General features: G+C 70.1%; 18 protein-coding genes. 8 read left to right on the plus strand and 10 right to left on the minus strand.

Annotated features, from left to right (window positions below; translation table 11 throughout):
• Position 1: 1 nt before the first annotated feature.
• The 7 genes from AB0E67_RS24865 to AB0E67_RS24895 all read right to left on the minus strand — a co-directional run bounded on the left by AB0E67_RS24865 (position 2) and on the right by AB0E67_RS24895 (position 3,523).
• Positions 2 to 223: a gas vesicle protein gene (locus tag AB0E67_RS24865; protein WP_362030646.1), complete on the minus strand. Its 222-nt coding sequence runs from the start codon at positions 221 to 223 to the stop codon at positions 2 to 4.
• 5 nt (positions 224 to 228) lie between these two features.
• Positions 229 to 1,041 carry a GvpL/GvpF family gas vesicle protein gene (locus AB0E67_RS24870; protein WP_362030606.1) on the minus strand — a complete coding sequence of 271 codons (813 nt, stop codon included), beginning with the start codon at positions 1,039 to 1,041 and terminating at the stop codon, positions 229 to 231.
• Complete coding sequence (locus AB0E67_RS24875; RefSeq protein WP_362030648.1) at positions 1,038 to 1,520, minus strand: gas vesicle protein; 483 nt, start codon at positions 1,518 to 1,520, stop codon at positions 1,038 to 1,040. Before AB0E67_RS24875 ends, AB0E67_RS24870 begins: the two co-directional genes overlap by 4 nt.
• A gap of 109 nt (positions 1,521 to 1,629) precedes the next feature.
• Complete coding sequence (locus AB0E67_RS24880) at positions 1,630 to 1,881, minus strand: gas vesicle protein GvpG (RefSeq protein ID WP_362030608.1); 252 nt, start codon at positions 1,879 to 1,881, stop codon at positions 1,630 to 1,632.
• An 8-nt stretch (positions 1,882 to 1,889) separates the two neighbouring features.
• The gene (locus AB0E67_RS24885) at positions 1,890 to 2,603 is read right to left on the minus strand and encodes a GvpL/GvpF family gas vesicle protein (RefSeq protein WP_362030610.1); all 714 of its coding nucleotides are present in this window, start codon (positions 2,601 to 2,603) and stop codon (positions 1,890 to 1,892) included.
• Positions 2,604 to 2,606: 3 nt separating this feature from the next.
• Positions 2,607 to 3,056 (minus strand): gas vesicle structural protein GvpA, encoded by a 450-nt coding sequence (locus AB0E67_RS24890; RefSeq protein ID WP_362030612.1) that lies wholly within the window; start codon positions 3,054 to 3,056, stop codon positions 2,607 to 2,609.
• A gap of 83 nt (positions 3,057 to 3,139) precedes the next feature.
• Positions 3,140 to 3,523: a gas vesicle protein gene (locus AB0E67_RS24895; protein ID WP_362030614.1), complete on the minus strand. Its 384-nt coding sequence runs from the start codon at positions 3,521 to 3,523 to the stop codon at positions 3,140 to 3,142.
• A gap of 250 nt (positions 3,524 to 3,773) precedes the next feature.
• Between AB0E67_RS24895 and AB0E67_RS24900 the strand changes: the two genes are divergently transcribed.
• The 3 genes from AB0E67_RS24900 (at position 3,774) to AB0E67_RS24910 (ending at position 6,690) form a co-directional block, all read left to right on the plus strand.
• Positions 3,774 to 3,995: a DUF6480 family protein gene (locus AB0E67_RS24900; protein ID WP_360116543.1), complete on the plus strand. Its 222-nt coding sequence runs from the start codon at positions 3,774 to 3,776 to the stop codon at positions 3,993 to 3,995.
• 656 nt (positions 3,996 to 4,651) lie between these two features.
• Entirely contained in the window at positions 4,652 to 6,304 is a 1,653-nt protein-coding gene (ctaD, locus tag AB0E67_RS24905; protein WP_362030650.1) for a cytochrome c oxidase subunit I, read from the plus strand.
• Complete coding sequence (locus AB0E67_RS24910; protein WP_362030616.1) at positions 6,301 to 6,690, plus strand: cytochrome c oxidase subunit 4; 390 nt, start codon at positions 6,301 to 6,303, stop codon at positions 6,688 to 6,690. The genes ctaD and AB0E67_RS24910 overlap by 4 nt, the downstream gene beginning before the upstream one ends.
• 83 nt (positions 6,691 to 6,773) lie before the next feature.
• Here the strand turns inward: AB0E67_RS24910 and AB0E67_RS24915 are convergent, their stop codons facing one another.
• Entirely contained in the window at positions 6,774 to 8,297 is a 1,524-nt protein-coding gene (locus tag AB0E67_RS24915) for a ubiquinol-cytochrome c reductase cytochrome b subunit (RefSeq protein ID WP_362030652.1), read from the minus strand.
• 475 nt (positions 8,298 to 8,772) lie between these two features.
• Between AB0E67_RS24915 and AB0E67_RS24920 the strand changes: the two genes are divergently transcribed.
• The 3 genes from AB0E67_RS24920 to AB0E67_RS24930 all read left to right on the plus strand — a co-directional run bounded on the left by AB0E67_RS24920 (position 8,773) and on the right by AB0E67_RS24930 (position 11,498).
• Positions 8,773 to 8,949, plus strand: coding sequence for a hypothetical protein (locus tag AB0E67_RS24920; protein WP_362030618.1), 177 nt, complete (start codon positions 8,773 to 8,775; stop codon positions 8,947 to 8,949).
• Positions 8,950 to 9,085: 136 nt separating this feature from the next.
• The gene (locus tag AB0E67_RS24925; RefSeq protein ID WP_362030620.1) at positions 9,086 to 10,219 is read left to right on the plus strand and encodes a site-2 protease family protein; all 1,134 of its coding nucleotides are present in this window, start codon (positions 9,086 to 9,088) and stop codon (positions 10,217 to 10,219) included.
• A 349-nt stretch (positions 10,220 to 10,568) separates the two neighbouring features.
• Positions 10,569 to 11,498, plus strand: coding sequence for a glyoxalase (locus AB0E67_RS24930; protein ID WP_362030622.1), 930 nt, complete (start codon positions 10,569 to 10,571; stop codon positions 11,496 to 11,498).
• 391 nt (positions 11,499 to 11,889) lie between these two features.
• Here AB0E67_RS24930 and AB0E67_RS24935 read toward each other — a convergent pair whose 3' ends face one another.
• Positions 11,890 to 13,167: a GNAT family N-acetyltransferase gene (locus AB0E67_RS24935; RefSeq protein WP_362030624.1), complete on the minus strand. Its 1,278-nt coding sequence runs from the start codon at positions 13,165 to 13,167 to the stop codon at positions 11,890 to 11,892.
• Between the two features lie 333 nt (positions 13,168 to 13,500).
• On the minus strand, positions 13,501 to 14,913 hold the full coding sequence (locus AB0E67_RS24940) for an aminopeptidase P family protein (RefSeq protein WP_362030626.1): 1,413 nt from the start codon (positions 14,911 to 14,913) through the stop codon (positions 13,501 to 13,503).
• 218 nt (positions 14,914 to 15,131) lie between these two features.
• Here AB0E67_RS24940 and AB0E67_RS24945 point away from each other — a divergent pair, with 218 nt between their 5' ends.
• Both AB0E67_RS24945 and AB0E67_RS24950 read left to right on the plus strand, forming a co-directional pair.
• A complete protein-coding gene (locus tag AB0E67_RS24945; protein WP_362030628.1) occupies positions 15,132 to 16,115 on the plus strand; it encodes a LuxR family transcriptional regulator in 984 nt (327 codons plus the stop codon).
• Between the two features lie 314 nt (positions 16,116 to 16,429).
• Positions 16,430 to 16,939, plus strand: a complete 510-nt coding sequence (locus tag AB0E67_RS24950) for a GNAT family N-acetyltransferase (protein ID WP_362030654.1) — start codon at positions 16,430 to 16,432, stop codon at positions 16,937 to 16,939.
• Positions 16,940 to 17,088 lie beyond the last annotated feature (149 nt).

Consider the following 17,088-nt stretch of genomic DNA (forward strand, 5'->3'; position numbering starts at 1 on the left):
GTCACCTCCACGGGCGTGGAGAGGTCTCCCACGGGGCGGGGTTCCGCTCACTGATGGAGACGATCAGCGAACGCAGGGAGACGCGCACGAGGTCGATGTCGGCGATCGACAGCACGATGTCGCCGGTGAGGACGACCCCACCGCTGAGCAACCGGTCCAGCAGGTCGATCAGCGCCACCTGCCGGTCGGGAAGCGGCTCCTCGGACGGCACCGGCGGCCCCATGGCCGTCACCGCGCCACCCCCTCCCCGCCCTGCGGCAGGTCTGGAGTCGCGAACGAGTACGGGGCCCAGGGCCCCGTGATCTCGACACGCACGCCCTCGAACCCGTCTGCCGCCGACGCCACGTGGGCCCGGAATTCGTCGGTGTACCTCGACGGGACGAGATAGGCGTCGTTGGCGATGTTCTGTCCCGCCCCGGGTGCGAGAACGCCCTGCTGCGGGCGGTGCCTGACCCTGCCGACCGAGTAGGACCGGGCGGCCGACTCGATTCGTCGGGCCACGTGTCCGGCGTGGCGATAGGCGTCGTCCCGGGCGCTGCGCTGGGCCCGGCGGCGGCTCAGGTAGGCCCGTCCGGGGCCCAGGCCCTCATCGGCGGACGGTTCCTCCCGGCCTTCCGCCGTCGGCTCGTCGACGAAGACCTTGACGCCCCATTCCGCTCGGGAGGCCAGGGCCTCGAGCCGGGAACCGAACGCGTCGCAGCGGTCCGCGAGCACGGACCGCACCCGCTCGTCGTCGCGGTACAGGGTCACCAGCCGCAACGGCAGGACGGTGGTGCGTGCCGCCAGCGCCTCCACCACCCGGTGGTGCGCCCTGGCGGTGGACTCCAACCAGTCCAGGTCCTCCAGACGGAGCCGCAGCGCGTCCTCCTCGAACTCGCTCTCCGGTACGAGGCTGACGGCGATCACCAAGCCGTCGCAGTGTTCCGAGCGCACCAGGTGGACCGGCGCCCCGGAGACACCGAAGAGACCGGCCAGCGCCCGCTCCAGCCCGCCGTCGTCGCGTGCGACCGCGTACGCGTAGCTGATGGCGTCGGCGGTCATGGCTCGTCCCGTTCATCGGTCCGGCGCGGTCGTTCCCGCTTCCGCCTCCGTTCCCGTTCCGGCTCCCGCTCCTGTTCCCGCCCCTGTTCCCGTTCCTTGTGAGGAGCGCCGCGGCTGATCTCCGCGGTGGATTCCCCCTGTCGGCCGGTCAGCGGTTCGGCACCTCGGCGCAGCGCCTCGATCTCGGCGCGCAGACGTTCGTTCTCGTCGGTGAGCGAGCGGTATCCGTCGTGAGCGCGGGAGGAGAGCGACGGGTCGTGCTCCCACCAGTCGATGCCCATCTCCTTGGCCTTGTCCACCGACGCGACCAGCAGACGCAGCTTGATGGTGAGCAGTTCGATGTCCAGGAGGTTGATCCGTATGTCCCCCGCGATGACGATTCCCTTGTCCAGGACCCGCTCCAGTATGTCCGCGAGGTTGGCCGACGTTCCCTGACCGTAGGGTCCGTAGGGTGCGGACCGGGACGGCACGTCTCCCAGCCTCCTGGCGACGGGTTCGGTCACAGCCACTGCACCTCGTTTCCCTGTTGTCCCGGCGCGTCGGCGACACGCCGGGAGCGCGCGGTCCCACGGAGGAGAAGCTGCCTGTTCAGGCGGTGTTCCCCCGGCCACGGGCCCTGATCTCGTCCAACCGGTCCAGGAGTTCGTCCTCGCGCCGGTCGAACGTCTCCTCGTCGATCTCGCCCGACAGGAGCCGGCGTTCGAGAGCGGCGAGTTCCCGTTCGACCGGCCCGGGGTCGTAGTACTCGTTCTCCGCCGCCTCCACGACGCGCTCGATCACCCACGCCGCCCCGCGCACGGGGGCCAGGGGCAGAGTGACCAGTTGGGTGAGCAGTCCCATCCCGCCTCCTAAACGAAGCTGTACGGGGCCAGCGGTCCACGCAGCCGCAGGTCGTAGTCCGATCCGAGTCCTTTCGCGAGTTCCCGCTCGGCGGCGAGGAAGGACTTCTCCTTCTCCTGCTCCACCAGGAAGGACGCGTTGAGGAAGTCGTCCCCCGTCGACTGCGAGGCGTGCTCCTCCCGGGCGAAGCCGCGCAGAGAATCGACGATCGTCTCGGCCGTGCGCCCCTGCCGGTCCCGCACCTCACCGGCTACCAACTCACCGAGCGTGAACGGAAGTTGGGGATCGTCACGACCGCCTCTGATCTCGTCGTTCAGCCTGCGCGCCTCCTCGGAGTCACGCAGGATCTGCCGCAGCAGTGCGCTCTGGTCCTGGCCGGCTTTCAGGTTGTACTCGACACACCCTTCCAGTGCCCGCAGACGCTCCAGGAACCACTCGGCACGCTGCTCCAGCACTGCGCGTACCGCGTCGTCGTCCGTCGTGACGAAGCCGAACTGCAGGGGAAGTACGGTGCCGTCGCCCATCAGACGCTCCTGCACCGCATGATGTGCGGCGAGGTCCCGGCGTTTGGGCCGCAGCCCCTCCGGGGCGTCGCTGACGACGGCGGACAACTTCTCCGATCCCACGGTGCGCAGGGTCGTCGGCGGGTCGCCCACGCCGGGCAGGCCGTCCAGCCGCTGCGGATGCGTTCTGTCGACGACGGTGTACACGTACACGGCCATGGCTCACTCCCTCCGGCGCCGGGCAGCGGGCCGACGCCTCGGCCGCTCCCGTTCCTCCTCGGCCTCCGCGGTCTCCTCGGTCTCCTCGTCGTCCCGGCCTCCCTTGAGAGCGTCGCTCAGGACTTCGGCCGCGCCGCTCAGTGCGCCCTTGGCCTTGCCGCGGGAGCCGCCCTCCGTCACCTCTCCGACCACGTCGGTGAGTTGAGCGGGCGCCTTGCGTCCCGCCTCCAGGTCGAGGCGGTTGCACGCCTCCGCGAAGCGCAGGTACGTGTCCACGCTGGCCACGACGACGCGGGCGTCGACCTTCAGGATCTCGATGCCTACCAGTGAGACCCGCGCGAAGACGTCGATGACCAGGCCGCGGTCGAGTATCAGGTCGAGGATGTCGTAGAGATTGGCGGAGCCTCCGCCGCCCGTGGCGACGGTTCCCGCGCCTTGCGGCACCACAGTCATGGGTGCCTCCCTTCAGGAAAAGCCTCCGGCGCCGGGCGCGGCCGTACCCCTCCTTCTCGGGCACGCCGACGGCGTCCGGTGTGTCAACCGCCCCGGTCCACCTGCCCCCGCGTGTAGCGGCGGGTGCGCTCGTACGCCACCAGCTCGCCTTCCTCGTCCAGCAGGACCCGGTAGCTCGCCATGACGCTGGTGGTGCCGGGAACGCGTTCCAGTTCCAGCACCTCTATGTCGGCCTGCCAGCCTTCATCGGTCGGTCTGACCGCCGACACCGATTCCGGTGCTCGCCCCAGCAACTCCCGCAGCTGGTCGGCCGCGCGTCGCATGGCCTGCGGCGCGGTCACGGCGTGTGTCGCACGTCCGGCTCCATTCGTCCGGTCGTCGCCCTGCCGGTCACCGGCTCTTTCGGCGGCCTTCCTGCCCGACGGTCGCTTGAGGCGCTGCGTCTCGTCTTCTTCGGCTGCGGCCATGTTCACTCTCCGAAGGCGGAGATAACCTACCGTTCTCACCACAATGCGGCGCTACTTCATGATATAGGGCTTTCCGTCGTCACCCTCAGCCGTGAGTTCTCCCGCGCAAAGAGGCACGGACCCCGACGGCACAACAGAGACCCATCCCACCGCACGGTCCAGGCGGCAGAGCGCCGGACATCTCCTCGTGGAGAGCGGACCTCTCCACGAGGAGATGGTGCGATTGATATCAAATGGGTAGATACAGAATATGACCATTGGGAATCCGGATCCTGATCCGCGCCATACGACCGGCCTGGAGCCCGGCGGCGGCGTCCCACCCGGTGAGACGCCTCCCGCCGAAGGCAGTACCTCCGAGGCAGGGCCGCGCAACGAACCCCCCAGGGGATGGGCGGCGGGGCCACTGATCGCCATTCTTGTCATCGTCGTATTCGTGGCGGCTTTCTTCCTCGTCTATGCCGTGTTGGTATGACAAGCAGCCCTGGCGTGTTCGCGTAACGGGGTCGCCGCGCGCACCGGCGGCGGGCGGAGTGCGCCCACCGCGCCGACCGGATCCCCGTATGCAGAAACCGCTTTCTAGCTTCGGCCCCATGGCCGGTGGGACGGCCACCGAGACGCATCGCTCCGGCAGGGGCGCACGGCGTTCTCCGTCGGCCTGAACCGCTCACCCGTTCGGCGGCGAATCCTCCGCAGAGGGGGTTTCGTTCATATCGGTGGAGAGCCGCTGCCCGCTTCGGCTCCCCGTGACGGTGTCCGGAACTCGGGGTGCCGGACACCGTCACGGCTCTGCCCGGGCCCCGACGTGACCGAAGCGGAGCCGTCGCTCCTCGTCCCCACCGCCCTCCGTCCGGGAGGACGGCCCACACCCCTCCCCAGCGGCACTCCGCCGTGGCCTCACCGCCATCTCACCGGCGTCCCGTGCCGCCGAGCGCGGGCGCCCACCGGTGCCCGCGGCGGGTCGTCGGCTCACCGGAAGGTGTCCGGCCGTCAGAAGGAGACCACCCAGCTTGCGCGGCGGCGGGCCCCGTCACCGCCGCCGCGCGGAACCACGGAGGCACCATGTCACAGCTGGACCACCTGCAGCGGACACCGCCGGAGAAGGCCGTGACCGACAACCCCCGTGTGCGCATGGGCTGCCGGATCCGGGAGATCGTGACGACCACCGATCACAAGACGATCGGCAACATGTACCTCGTCACCTCGTTCGCCTTCTTCCTGCTCGCCGGGGCTCTGGCGATGGTCATGCGCGCCGAACTGGCACGGCCGGGGCTCCAGATCCTGAATCCGACGCAGTACAACCAGCTGTTCACCGTGCACGGCACGGTCATGATGCTGCTGTTCGCGACGCCCACGTTCGCCGGGTTCGCGAACGCCGTCATGCCACTGCAGATCGGTTCGCCCGACGTGGCGTTTCCGCGGCTCAATGCGCTGACCTACTGGCTCTTCCTCTTCGGAGGGCTGATGGTCGTCGGCGGTCTCGTCGTCCCCGGCGGTGCCGCCTCCTTCGGCTGGTTCGCCTACGCCCCGCTGAACAGCGCCATCCGCACGCCCGGGGCCGGCGGTGACCTCTGGGCCATGGGGCTGGTCCTGAGCGGCATCAGCACCACGCTGGGGTCCGTCAACTTCATCGCCACGATCGTCTGCCTGCGCGCCCCGGGAATGACGTTGTTCCGGATGCCGATCTTCACCTGGAACGTCCTCTTCACCTCGATCCTGGTCCTGCTGGCGTTCCCGGTGCTGACGGCGGCCCTGCTGGCGCTGATGGCCGACCGCAAGTTCGGGGCGCACGTCTACGATCCCGCCAACGGCGGGGCACTGCTCTGGCAGCACCTGTTCTGGTTCTTCGGACATCCGGAGGTCTACATCGTCGCGTTGCCGTTCTTCGGCGTCGTGACCGAGATCCTTCCCGTGTTCAGCCGAAAACCCGTCTTCGGTTACGTCGGGATGGTCGGGGCCACCATCGCCATCACCATGCTCTCGGCCTCCGTCTGGGCTCACCACATGTTCGCCACTGGGGCCGTGCTGTTGCCCTTCTTCTCGCTCATGTCGTTCCTGATCGCGGTGCCGACCGGCGTGAAGTTCTTCAACTGGATCGGCACGATGTGGCACGGAAGCCTGTCGTTCGAGACACCGATGCTCTGGGCCCTCGGCTTTCTCACCACGTTTCTCCTGGGCGGACTGAGCGGCGTCCTCGTCGCGTCGCCGCCACTGGACTTCCACGTCACCGACAGCTACTTCGTCGTGGCCCATCTCCACTACGTGCTGTTCGGCACCATCGTCTTCGCCATGTTCGGCGGCTTCTACTTCTGGTGGCCCAAGATGACCGGCAGGATGCTCGACGAGCGGCTCGGCCGGATCCACTTCTGGACGCTGTTCATCGGATTCCAGACCACCTTCCTCGTACAGCACTGGCTCGGCGAGATGGGGATGCCCCGCCGGTACGCGGACTACCTCGCGAACGACGGCTTCACCGTGCTCAACACCGTCTCCTCGGTGGGCGCCTTCCTGCTCGGGATCTCCACACTCCCCTTCCTCCACAACGTCTGGAAGACGGCCCGGCACGCTCCGGCGGTGACGGTGAACGACCCCTGGGGCTTCGGCCGTTCACTGGAATGGGCCACCTCCTGTCCCCCGCCGCGGCACAACTTCGAGTCACTGCCGCGGATCCGCTCCGACTCCCCCGCGTTCGATCTCCATCATCCGGAGGCACTCGCGCCGAAGGCGGCGCGGCCGGGCGGAGACACGCCCACACCGGACACGATCGGAGGGCGGGGCGCATGAGACCGGAGGCACGACTCTTCGCCGTTGTGGCACTGTTCTTCCTGTTCACCGGCGCCGCCTACATCTGGTTCGCGCGCGAACCGGCCGGCGCCGTGGCGCTCACCGTCTCCTTCCTCATGTCGGCGCTCGTCAGCTTCTTCTGCTGGGCGAACCACCGCAGGAGGGGCGCGAGACCCGAGGACCGTCCGGACTCGGACATCCAGGAGCGTTCCGGCTTCGTGGACTTCTTCCCGCCGCACAGCGCCTATCCGGTGACCGTGGCCGTGGGCATGGTGCTGATGGCCCTGGGCGTGGTCTATGCACTCTTCCTGTTCCTCATCGGCCTCGGCATCACGCTGTGCGGGGTCTTCGGCATGACGTTCCAGTTCGCCGACCGGGAGGACTGAGACCGCTCAGGAGCGTCGGCGCGCGCCGACGCCGGACCCGGCATACGGACGCGCCGCTGCCACATGACCGGGGCGACCGTCCCTCACCGCTTCTCGGACTCGCCGACCGGGTCTCCGAGCCTCTCCTCGATCTGTGCGCGCTGTTCCTCCGTCGTCGGCATGTCGACCCGGTCGCCGTAGTACCAATTGCTCAGCCGGAAGCGGACGCGGGCCCGGCGCGAGGCCCTCCTGCCGGGCTCGGCCAGCGGCGGGGGAACATCCCTCACCAGTGCCCGGTAGCGCCGCTTGCTGTCGAGCGGCCGATGGCCGCCGCCGATCGCGCCGTAGACGTTCTGCTCCACCCGCCCCGTCTCCAGTCCCTTTTCCACCAGCTGACGTTCGCGTGCCTGCAACGCGAGACACACACGCTTGGTGACGAGGTAGGCGATCAGCGGCCCCACGACCAGCACGACCCTGAGGATCCATGTCAGTGTCTCGATGGAGACGTCGAAGACGAACGCCGTCACGTCGTTGCCGCCCGCGGCCAGCAGCACCGCGTAGAAGGCGATGGCCGCCACGCCCAGGCCCGTGCGCGTGGCACGGTCCCGGGGGCGGTCGCACAGGTGGTGCTCGCCCACGTCACCGGTGACCCACTTCTCGAAGAAGGGGTACATGTAGAGAACCAGGAAGAACAGCCCCGGCAGCAGCACCGCCGGAACCAGCACGTTCCACATCAGCGTGTGTCCCGCCACCACGTTCTCCCAGGCGGGCATGAGCCGCAGCGCGCCCTCCAGGAAGCCGACGTACCAGTCCGGCTGCGACCCGGTGGAGACCTGATCCGCCCGGTAGGGGCCGTAGCTCCACACCGGATTGATCTGGGCGGTGGCGCCGAGCCACGCGACGACAGCGGCGACCATCATGCTCAGTCCCGCCGACTTGGCGGTGAAGTGCGGGAACATCGGCTGTCCCACCGCGTTGCGGTTGGTCCTCCCCGGCGCCGACCACTGAGTGTGTTTCAGGTACACGACCATTCCCAGGTGGAGGATCACCAGGCCGATGAGAAGACCGGGGACGAACAGGACGTGGACGACGTAGAGGCGCGGGAGGATCGACTGCCCCGGGAACGTTCCGCCCCACAGGAAATGACTCAGGTACGTGCCGACGACGGGCAGGGAGCCGACGATGGTGTCCGCGGTGCGCAGTCCGGTTCCGGACAGCAGGTCGTCCGGCAGGGAGTAGCCGCAGAAGCCCTCCAGGAGGGCGAGGAGGAACAGCGTCACGCCCACCATCCAGTTGCCCTCCCGAGGCCGGCGGAACGCGCCGGTGAAGAACACCCGGAGCAGATGCGCTCCCAGGGCCGCGACGAAGATCAGGGCGGCCCAGTGGTGCATCTGCCGGACCAGCAGCCCGCCCCGCACGTCGAAACTGAGGTGCAGCGTCGTGGCGTACGCCTGAGAGACCCTCAGGCCGTGCAGCGGACTGTAGGAACCCAGGTACGTCCCCTGCTTCATGCTGGGATCGAAGAAGAGCGTCAGAAAGGTGCCCGTGACCACCAGGACGATCAGGCTGTACAGGGCGAGTTCGCCCAGGAGGAAGGACCAGTGGTCGGGGAACGCCTTGCGCATCATCCCCCGGGCGGCCTCCGAGACGGGCGCGCGCCGGTCGGCCGCGACATAGCCCGCCTCGGCGATCCGGCGCGTCTTCTCCTTGAGCGCGCGCCTGCGTCCGGGGAACAGAAGCACCGGTCGACTCCCTCCACGGCTTGCGGGTGGCACACCCGGGAAGCGCGCCCGCGGCGCACAGTGCGCCCCTGTGCACTATGCGGACTGTCCTGCGCGTACTCCCGCATTACGCAGATCAGGGGCACGGCACTCGCGCGGTGCCGCCGGACGGGGGACGTCGGTCTTCGGGCACGGCCGGCCGGGCCCGGCACACGCACGGACCGGTCAGGGGTGTTTCTCCCAGGGTGCGGCGCACAGCCGCCGAAGCTCCCCCGGCCGCTGGGCGACGGCACTGCGTCGCGCAAGAGACGGAAGTGGGACCATGGGGCGTGTGGGACGTCCCACTCGAATGGGGCGACCGGGCGAGAGAAGGGCTTTCATCATGTCCGACTCCGAGTTCTACCGCCGTGACCGGCCCGATGACGCCAGTCTTCCCGAGGACCGGCCGCGTGGAGGCGGTCCGGAGGATCCGTCTCCCCGGCACCGGACCCCTTGGGTGTGGATCACCCTGATCATCATCATCGTGCTGGCGGTCGCCGTCGTCGTTCCGCTGATCTGAACCGGGCCCGACGGGACCGGAACCTGTTCGGCGCACGTCCGCTGCACGCCGGCGCCCTCTTCGGCCCGTCGGCCATGGGCGGAGACCTGTCGTACGTCGAGCGGCGCTGGAGAAACGCCGGGCAAGGAGGGACGCCGTGCGGGCCACCTTGACGCTGGGGCGGATCGCGGGGGTCCGGGTCGGGGTCCACTGGAGCGTACTGTTCATCTTCGTCATCATCGCGTTCGGCCTCGCACAGGGCCGGTTCCCCCACACGTATCCGGGCCATGCCCCGGTCGTGTACTGGGCGGCGGGCCTCGGGGCCGCCCTGGTCTTCCTGGCCTCACTGCTGGCGCACGAACTCGCGCACGCCGTGGTGGCCCGGCACAACGGGGTGGCCGTCGACGACATCGTGCTGTGGCTGCTGGGCGGGGTGGCCCGGCTCAAGTCGGAGGCGTCGAACCCGGCCGCGGAACTGCGCATCGCGGGTGTCGGTCCGCTGGTCAGCCTCCTGCTGGGCGGACTCTTCGTCCTGGGCGACTGGCTGCTCACCCTGGTGTCCGCGCCCGGGCTCCTGATCGAGGTGGTGGCCTGGCTCGCGGGCATCAACCTGCTGCTCGCCGTCTTCAACGCCCTTCCCGCCGCCCCGCTCGACGGCGGACGGCTGTTGCGCGCCTTCTTGTGGTGGCGTACGGGAGACCGGCTGCGGGCGACCGCCGGGGCCAGCGCGGCGGGACGCGTCCTCGGCTGGCTGCTCGTCCTGCTGGGGCTGGTGGCGTTCATGAGGGGCGGCGGGTTCGGAGGACTCTGGCTGGCCCTGATCGGCTGGTTCCTCATCGCTGCCGCCACCGCCGAGGGGAGGCAGGCCCAGCTGCGCGGTCTGCTCGCAGGGGTGCCGGTGCGTGACGTCATGACGAGGGATCCGGTCACCGCGCCCGTGGGCCTGGCGGTGGCGGACCTGCTGGCCGACCCGCGATACCGGTACCGGCACTCCGCGTTCCCCGTGACCGGCGAGCACGGAGAGGCGGTCGGGCTCGTGACCCTGAACTCCGCCAGGCAGGTGCCGCCCGGGCAGGGCGGGACGGTGACGGTCGGCGAGGTGATGGTGCCGCTGTCACAGACCGTCGTCGCGGGTCCGGACACCGCGCTCGCGGAATTGCTGCCCCGCATGGAACCCGGCGCCGAGCACCGCGTCCTGGTCGTGGACGAGGGCGAACTCGTCGGGATCCTGTCGCTGTCCGACGTCAGCCGTACGGTGAACTGGCTCATGAAGTCCGCCCCGCGGCGGTGAGAGCGGCTCGCGGAGCCTGCGGCGCCCCGGCACTCGCCGTCCCGGCTCCGCACGACGGGCCCAGTGGCCGGACGCGCGCATCGGGGCCGGGCGTCGGGGTCGGGCATCACCCCGGGTATGCACCGGGGAAGCACCGGTGTCGGCCGAGGAGCGGGCGGCGGCGACGGCCCGGCGTTCGCGGCGTGATCGGCTCTCCGAGCTCTCCGAGGTGCAGCCGTGCGCGGACCTTTTTACTCTACGTAGGTATGCGGTCCCGGTACGCGGTCACAGGGATTCGACGGAAGGCCCCGGCAGGGACAGCCCGGGCCGAGAACATCCCGACAGTCGTTCACGACTCGGAGGAGCCCTCATGAGGAAACGCGTTCTCGCCTGCCTTCTGCCCCTGACGGCCGTATCCGGCCTGCTGGCCACCCACCCGGCCCCCACCTCGGCGGACGCCCCGGAACAGGCCCCCGCCCAGGACAGCACCCGAATAGCGGTCGGTCCTCAGTACGACACGACGCACGTGTACGTCGAACCGGGCGAGGTGCCCGCCTTCACCGCCAGTTGGAAGGCCACCTTCGGCGGGACGAACACCGCCGTATCGGTCACCGACGTCACCCCCACCCCCAGCCGGACGAAGTCCGAACTCATCTTCTCGCCGGTCGGCAACCTGTCCGTCTTCGACTTCCAGACGCCCGTCCCGTACCCGTTCGGAGCAGAGCGCACCGGATGGCTCGTGACGAGCATGGACGCCGGCATCCGGCACGCGCGCGCCAGCGGGGCCGGCGTCATCGTCTCCCCCTTCCCCGACCCCATCGGTCAGGACGCGGTCATCCAGTTCCCGGGCGGGGTCAACACGCAGATCTACTGGCACACCAAGGCTCCGGCGTACAAGCCGCTGGAGACGGTCCCGGAGAACCGGGTGTACGTGTCCCCCGACGCCGTGAGCGCGTTCCTGCGCTCCTATCTGAGGTTCACCGGCGGTTCGATCGTCTCCGACACTCCGAGGGCGGACGCGGTCGAGATCGGGCTGACCGGGAAGACGTACCGCAGGGTCCGCCTCACCTCGCCGTTCGGGAAGACCGTCGTCGCGGTCTCCGACGGACATCTGCCCTACCCGTTCGGGCGAGAGGTGACCGGATACCAGGTGGCGAACCTCGCAACGACGCTGGTCAAGGCCAGGGCCGCCGGTGCCACGGTGTTGTGGGGGCCCCGCCTCTCGGCGGGCCGCAACAGTGCCCTCGTGAAGTTCCCCGGCGGATACATCGCCGAGATCCATGACGGCGCGTCGCGCTGACCCCGCGCTCGGCGGCGACGAGGACTTCGCGGAGCCGCCCCGGCGCGGGAGGAGGCCCGCCCGACGGCCGGTCGGTTCGCGTTCAGAGTTCGGACCCGTCGAAATCTCGATATCGACCGGTGACAGAGAAGCTCCGAAGCGCGTCTTCGAGATCGGGTGCTTGTCGCACATGGCGATACTTGCCGGGCTTCTCGTAGCAGGTCGGCGCGGTGGCGAGGCGGGGGAAGCCCGATGGCGCGCCTTGTTCCTCCGCACACGGAGGAGGAATGGGAGGAGTACGCCTTGTCCGTACGGAGCGAGGCCCTGTCGACGGTCGAGGCGCGTCGCACCGTGCGTCGCCGGATCCGCGGCACCCCGTCATCGGGGCGGAGCCCGCCGCGGGAACCGGGGCTCATAGCCGGCTGAATTTCTCGATGTCCTCCGCGAACTCCTCGATCGCCTGCGTGGTGAGGGTGGGCCGTGTATCGGCGATGGCGGTCATGTAGTCCTCGGTGGTGGCCGGCCGGCCCTGGCGCTGGGTGACTTCACGCTCGAACGCCGCCTGCGCGCCCTTGCGAGCCGCGAACTCGATGTCGGCCGGGGTGAACAGCTCGCTGGCCGCCACCAGTTGGGCCAGGTCGATCGAGTCGGTGGCGGTCCTGAGATAGCGGGCCCAGATCGCCGAGCGCGCGGTCGCGTCCGGGGGCCCGATGGGGATGACGCAGTCGAATCGCCCGGGGCGCAGGAACGCCGCGTCGAGAGAACGCACCGAGTTGGTGGCGCAGGCCAGCAGGCGCGCGTCCTGCTCACGGAAGACGGGGATGAGTTTGAGCAACTCGTTGGTCACCCCGTGCCCGGGATCGACCGCCTTCCCGGACCGCACGCCGGCGATCTCCTCGACCTCGTCGATGAAGAGCAGCACCGAGTCCAGTTCCGACAGTTCGGCGAAGGCCTCCCGCAGCGCCGTGGCCAGCCCCTCGCTCGTGTCGGCCGCGAGCCGGGACGGGAAGAGTTCCACGAACGGCCAGCCGAGCCGTGAGGCGACCGCCTTGGCGAAACTCGTCTTTCCGGTGCCGGGCGGGCCGAACAGGATGATCGCCTTGGGCGGAACCACACCGTAGCGGTCGGCCAGCGCCGGCTCCTTCAGCGGCAGCACGACACGACGTTCGACGACCTGCTTCTCCCGGTCCATTCCGGCCATGGCGTCCCAGAGGTCCCCGGGCAGCATGCGCCCGCCCAGCGCCGCCAGGGCGTCGGCGTTCGCGGCCCCGGGCGGATCGAGTTTCTCGTAGTAGGTCAGGTCGTCACGGAACCGGTAGCCCGCGTTCTCCAGAGCCTTCGTCCCGGCGGCACCCGCGGACAGCAGCGCGCTGACGTGGCGCACGCCCAGTGCGCGCAGGCGACGCTCCAACTCGGCGAGGAGAGCGCTGCCGATCCCGCGCTCGCGCCAGCGGGAGGCCAGGGCGACCAGGAGGATCCAGCCTCGCCCGCCGTACGCCTGAGCCACGGCCATGCCGACCAGTTCGTCGCCGACCACCGCGACGACCGCGGGCTGACCGGCCTTGGCCGCGGCCATCACCTCGGAGACGGGGAAGATCGGGTCGCGGCAGACCTGCCGGCTCTGGTCCCAGACCTGGATCGCCTGGTCGAGATCGTCGTCGTGATAGTCGCGCAGATGCCATGCGGGCATCACCCACCACCTCATCCGGCCCAGAGGTGCCATTCTCCCCTGTCGGGCACCGATCCGCTCGGTGACGGTCGGGACCGGCCTGTTCGGTGGCCCGGGCCACGGCGGCGTGGGCCGGGCCGCCCCACGGCCGGTCGTGCCACCGGAGTGACACTCCTCGGGGGCGTTCCGAACGGTCGGCCGACCGGACCGTTCAGTCCATCGGGCGGCGCAGCGGGGCGTCGGGCACGCCTCCGTGATTCCACTTCCATGGCGAGCGCCTTCGAAGTCCCGGACCCGGCACCGGAGTCCGCTCCCCGCGGAGAGAACCCGGCGCCGGGCCCGTCCTCGACGGACTCAGCCCGCGAACCGGGCCATCCACTCCTCGACCTCGTCCGCGGACCGGGGCAGGCCCGCCGACAGGTTCTCGTAACCGTCGTCGGTGACGACCAGGTCGTCCTCGATCCGGACGCCGATGCCGCGCCACTCCTCGGGCACGGTGAGGTCGTCCGGCTGGAAGTACAGGCCGGGCTCGACGGTGAGCACCATGCCCGGTTCCAGTACGCCGTCGACGTACTCCTCGTTCCGGGCCTGCGCGCAGTCGTGGACGTCCAGGCCGAGCATGTGACCGGTGCCCGCCAGCGTGAAGCGGCGCTGGAGGCCGAGCTCGTACGCGCGGTCCGCCGGACCTTCGATGAAGCCCCACTCGACCAGCCGTGCCGTCAGATGACGCTGGGCCGCCTCGTGGAAGTCCCGGTACGCGGCGCCCGGCTTGACTGCCGCGATGCCGGCTTCCTGGGCCTCGTACACCGCGTCGTAGACCTTGCGCTGCAAGGGGGTGAAGGTGCCGTCGACCGGCAGGGTGCGCGTGACGTCGGCGGTGTAGAGGGTGTGCGTCTCGACACCGGCGTCGAGCAGGAGCAGGTCTCCCGGGCGCACCGGGCCGTCGTTGTCCGTCCAGTGCATGATCGTGGCGTGCTCGCCCGCGGCGCAGATCGTGCCGTAGCCGACGGCGTTGCCCTCCAGACGCGCGCGGCGGAAGAACGTGCCCTCGATCCATCGCTCGGACGACGCGATCGCCCGGGAGAGCTCACCGACGACATCGGTGAATCCGCGGACCGTGGAGTCCACGGCCTTGCGGAGCTCGGTGATCTCCCAGTCGTCCTTGACGAGGCGGAGATCGCCGAGCGCCTCTTCGAGTTCGGCGTCGCGCTCCTCCTCCGTGGCGACGGCGGCCTCCAGGGACGGGGCGATGCCCCGGACGATCCGGGTCGGCACACCGGGGGCGGCGGCCAGGTCGTCGGCCGCCGTGCGAATGTCCCGGCAGGGCAGACCGAGCACCCGCTCCGACTCGGCGAGGGTGCGGCGCCGGCCCATCCACAGCTCCGCCGAGGCGCCGGTCCAGAACTCGTTGTCGTCCCTGCTGTCCCGCGGCAGTCGGTAGCAGTGGGCGTCGTGGCCGCCGTCCGCCCGGGGTTCGAGGACGAGAGCGCTGTCCCGGGCCCGGTCCCCGGTCATGTGGACGTAGCCGGAGTACGGCCGGAACGGATAGACGTCGTCGTTCGAACGGATCTTGAGGTGTCCGGAGGGGATCACGAGCCGTTCGCCCGGAAAGCGCGCGGAAAGCGCGGCGCGGCGGCGGGCCGCGTACGGGGCCTGCTCGTCGAGGCCGAGGTCGTGCCGCTCGGTGTCCGCCCACCCCGTCCGCATCAGCGCGGACAGTTCCTCGGAGATCCCTGAGTACAGACCGTTCTTCCGGCGTTTCGCCACGGCATACACCCTTCTTCTGGACGGGTTCGGTCGCTCAGCGGCGAGGGCGGGGCGTCCGCGCGGACGGACCTGACCCGGGTGCGGTCGGGGTGCCCTCGCCACCGCCGGTCGTCGGCGGCTCCCGGGACGGTATCCCGTGCCGGGCGCGCCTGGTGCCGGAAAGTGACACTGGCACCGATCGGCCACGGCCCAGGCCGGAGACGTCGATAATGCGACGCATGACGAACGCGAGACTCGGCGAGGCCCTTCGGCTCCTGGGCATCGATCACACTGCGGGCCGGGTCTATCTGGCGCTGCTCGAACTGGCTCCCGCCCCGCTCGACGCGATCGCGGCCGCCGTCGGTCTGGACGGTCCGGCACTGACCGCTGCTTACGGCGCGTTGGTCGACGCCGGTCTGGCCAGTGCCGCGGAGGAGGGCGGGGACGTGGTGGCCCCGGTTCCGCCGACCGCCGGTCTGGAGGTCCTCGCCCGGCATCGCGTGGCCGAGGTGGAGGAGTCGCGCCTCGCCGTCGGGGGCGCTTTCGAGTCGTTCCGGCGGCAGCGGCTCGCCGCGTACAACGACCATCTCGTCGAGGTCGTCACCGGCGAGGCGATCGGCCCGAGGATGCGTCGCGCCTGGATGAGCGCCCGCGACCAGATCCGGCAGTTCGAGTCCCCGCCGTACTTCCCTCTGACGGGCGCCACGGAGGACGCGCTGGCAACGCTCGCCCGGGGTGTGACGCAGCGTGTCGTGTACTCGCGGGAGTCCCTGGAGCACCCCGGTCATCTGAAGGATGCCGTCGAGCCGTGCGTCAAGGCGGGCGAGCAGGCCAGGGTGCTGCCGTCGGTGCCGGTGAAGCTTCTCGTCATCGACGAGGCGTACGCCCTCGTGTCGTTGTCGAGCAAGGAGGCCGATGTCCACAACACCATGCTGGTCGTGCAGCCGTGCGGCCTGCTCTCCGCTCTCATCGCGCTGTTCGAGCAGTGCTGGCAGAACGCGCTGCCCCTGCACGGCCGCACCACCCGCCCCGGCGGCCTGTCCCCCGCCGACCGCCGCCTGCTGTGGCTCCTCGCGGGCGGCACGGGCGACGACGTCATCGCCCGCGAGCTGGGGATCAGCCGCCGCACGCTCTTCCGCCGCCTGCAGATCCTGATGGCCCGGCTGGGCGCCGTGAACCGCTTCCAGCTGGCCCTGCAGGCACAGCGCAGCGGATGGCTGTGACGGGACGCCGCGAGCAGCCCGGCGCGTCGGCCGTACCGCCGGCGGGCGAAGCACCGCCCGGCGTCGTACTGCTGTGGCCGGAAACGTTTGCCGGGAAGCTCGCGGCGTCCGGTGCGGTGCATCGCAAGGCGGAGGATCGCCCTTGTACTCGACGTACTCGGGTGATGCGACAACGCGGCGAGGTGCCGTGCCTGGCGTCGCGAGCCGGTAGACCTTTCCGGCCGCAGCAGTACGCGCCGAAGCGGCCCCCGGGAGCGCCGGTGACCGGCGTTCCCGGAACATGGGGCCATCCGCGTGAGACCGAGGAGGAACCCGTGCAGTTGCGCAACGTCACTCCGGACGATGTCGATGCCTACATCCGGATGCAGTGCGATCCCGAGATGATGGCCGATCTCGGCGGACCTCTGCCGCGCGAGGGGATCGAGGACAAGGTCCTCCGGGATGCCCGGAAGGCGGCGGACGACCTCGCGTGGCTCAAGATGATCATTCCCGATCCGACCGAACCCGACGTGGTGGCGGGCACCGTGAACCTCTGGTCCCACGACACCGACGACGGACCGGTCTCCGAGATCGGGTGGATGGTGCTGCCCGGGTTCCAGAGGCGGGGACTGGGCAAACGCGCCGTCCGCGCCCTCCTGGAACAGGCCCGGGATCAGGACCGCTGGGGCCTCGTGCACGCCTTCCCGGCGACGGGCAACGCGGCGTCCAACGGCATCTGCCGCTCCGTCGGTTTCCGGTTCCTCTCGGAAACCGACATGACGTTCGCGGGCCGTGTCCTCAGGACCAACCACTGGGTCGTGGATCCGCGGGCGCTTCCGGCCTGACGGGAAGGGCGGCGAGGCCCCGCCCGGAGCACGGGAAGGCACGCGGAACACGAGGAGTACGGCGGAGCCCGGTCGGCCGGCCGCACCGCCCCGCACGCAAGAGGGCGGGACACTCGCCGCTCCGCACGCAAGGGGGCGGGGCGCCCGCC

It is taken from the genome of Streptomyces sp. NPDC032161, from assembly GCF_040636995.1.
Lineage (GTDB): Bacteria > Actinomycetota > Actinomycetes > Streptomycetales > Streptomycetaceae > Streptomyces.

Excerpts from the sequence above, each read along its gene's own strand:
- AB0E67_RS24900 (WP_360116543.1), top strand. The coding sequence starts at position 3,774 with ATGACCATTGGGAATCCGGATCCTGATCCGCGCCATACGACCGGCCTG.
- AB0E67_RS24870 (WP_362030606.1), bottom strand. The coding sequence starts at position 1,041 with ATGACCGCCGACGCCATCAGCTACGCGTACGCGGTCGCACGCGACGAC.
- ctaD (WP_362030650.1), top strand. The coding sequence starts at position 4,652 with ATGGGCTGCCGGATCCGGGAGATCGTGACGACCACCGATCACAAGACG.
- AB0E67_RS24895 (WP_362030614.1), bottom strand. The coding sequence starts at position 3,523 with ATGGCCGCAGCCGAAGAAGACGAGACGCAGCGCCTCAAGCGACCGTCG.
- AB0E67_RS24915 (WP_362030652.1), bottom strand. The coding sequence starts at position 8,297 with ATGATGCGCAAGGCGTTCCCCGACCACTGGTCCTTCCTCCTGGGCGAA.
- AB0E67_RS24885 (WP_362030610.1), bottom strand. The coding sequence starts at position 2,603 with ATGGCCGTGTACGTGTACACCGTCGTCGACAGAACGCATCCGCAGCGG.
- AB0E67_RS24890 (WP_362030612.1), bottom strand. The coding sequence starts at position 3,056 with ATGACTGTGGTGCCGCAAGGCGCGGGAACCGTCGCCACGGGCGGCGGA.
- AB0E67_RS24930 (WP_362030622.1), top strand. The coding sequence starts at position 10,569 with ATGAGGAAACGCGTTCTCGCCTGCCTTCTGCCCCTGACGGCCGTATCC.
- AB0E67_RS24880 (WP_362030608.1), bottom strand. The coding sequence starts at position 1,881 with ATGGGACTGCTCACCCAACTGGTCACTCTGCCCCTGGCCCCCGTGCGC.
- AB0E67_RS24910 (WP_362030616.1), top strand. The coding sequence starts at position 6,301 with ATGAGACCGGAGGCACGACTCTTCGCCGTTGTGGCACTGTTCTTCCTG.
- AB0E67_RS24935 (WP_362030624.1), bottom strand. The coding sequence starts at position 13,167 with ATGCCCGCATGGCATCTGCGCGACTATCACGACGACGATCTCGACCAG.
- AB0E67_RS24865 (WP_362030646.1), bottom strand. The coding sequence starts at position 223 with ATGGGGCCGCCGGTGCCGTCCGAGGAGCCGCTTCCCGACCGGCAGGTG.
- AB0E67_RS24920 (WP_362030618.1), top strand. The coding sequence starts at position 8,773 with ATGTCCGACTCCGAGTTCTACCGCCGTGACCGGCCCGATGACGCCAGT.
- AB0E67_RS24945 (WP_362030628.1), top strand. The coding sequence starts at position 15,132 with ATGACGAACGCGAGACTCGGCGAGGCCCTTCGGCTCCTGGGCATCGAT.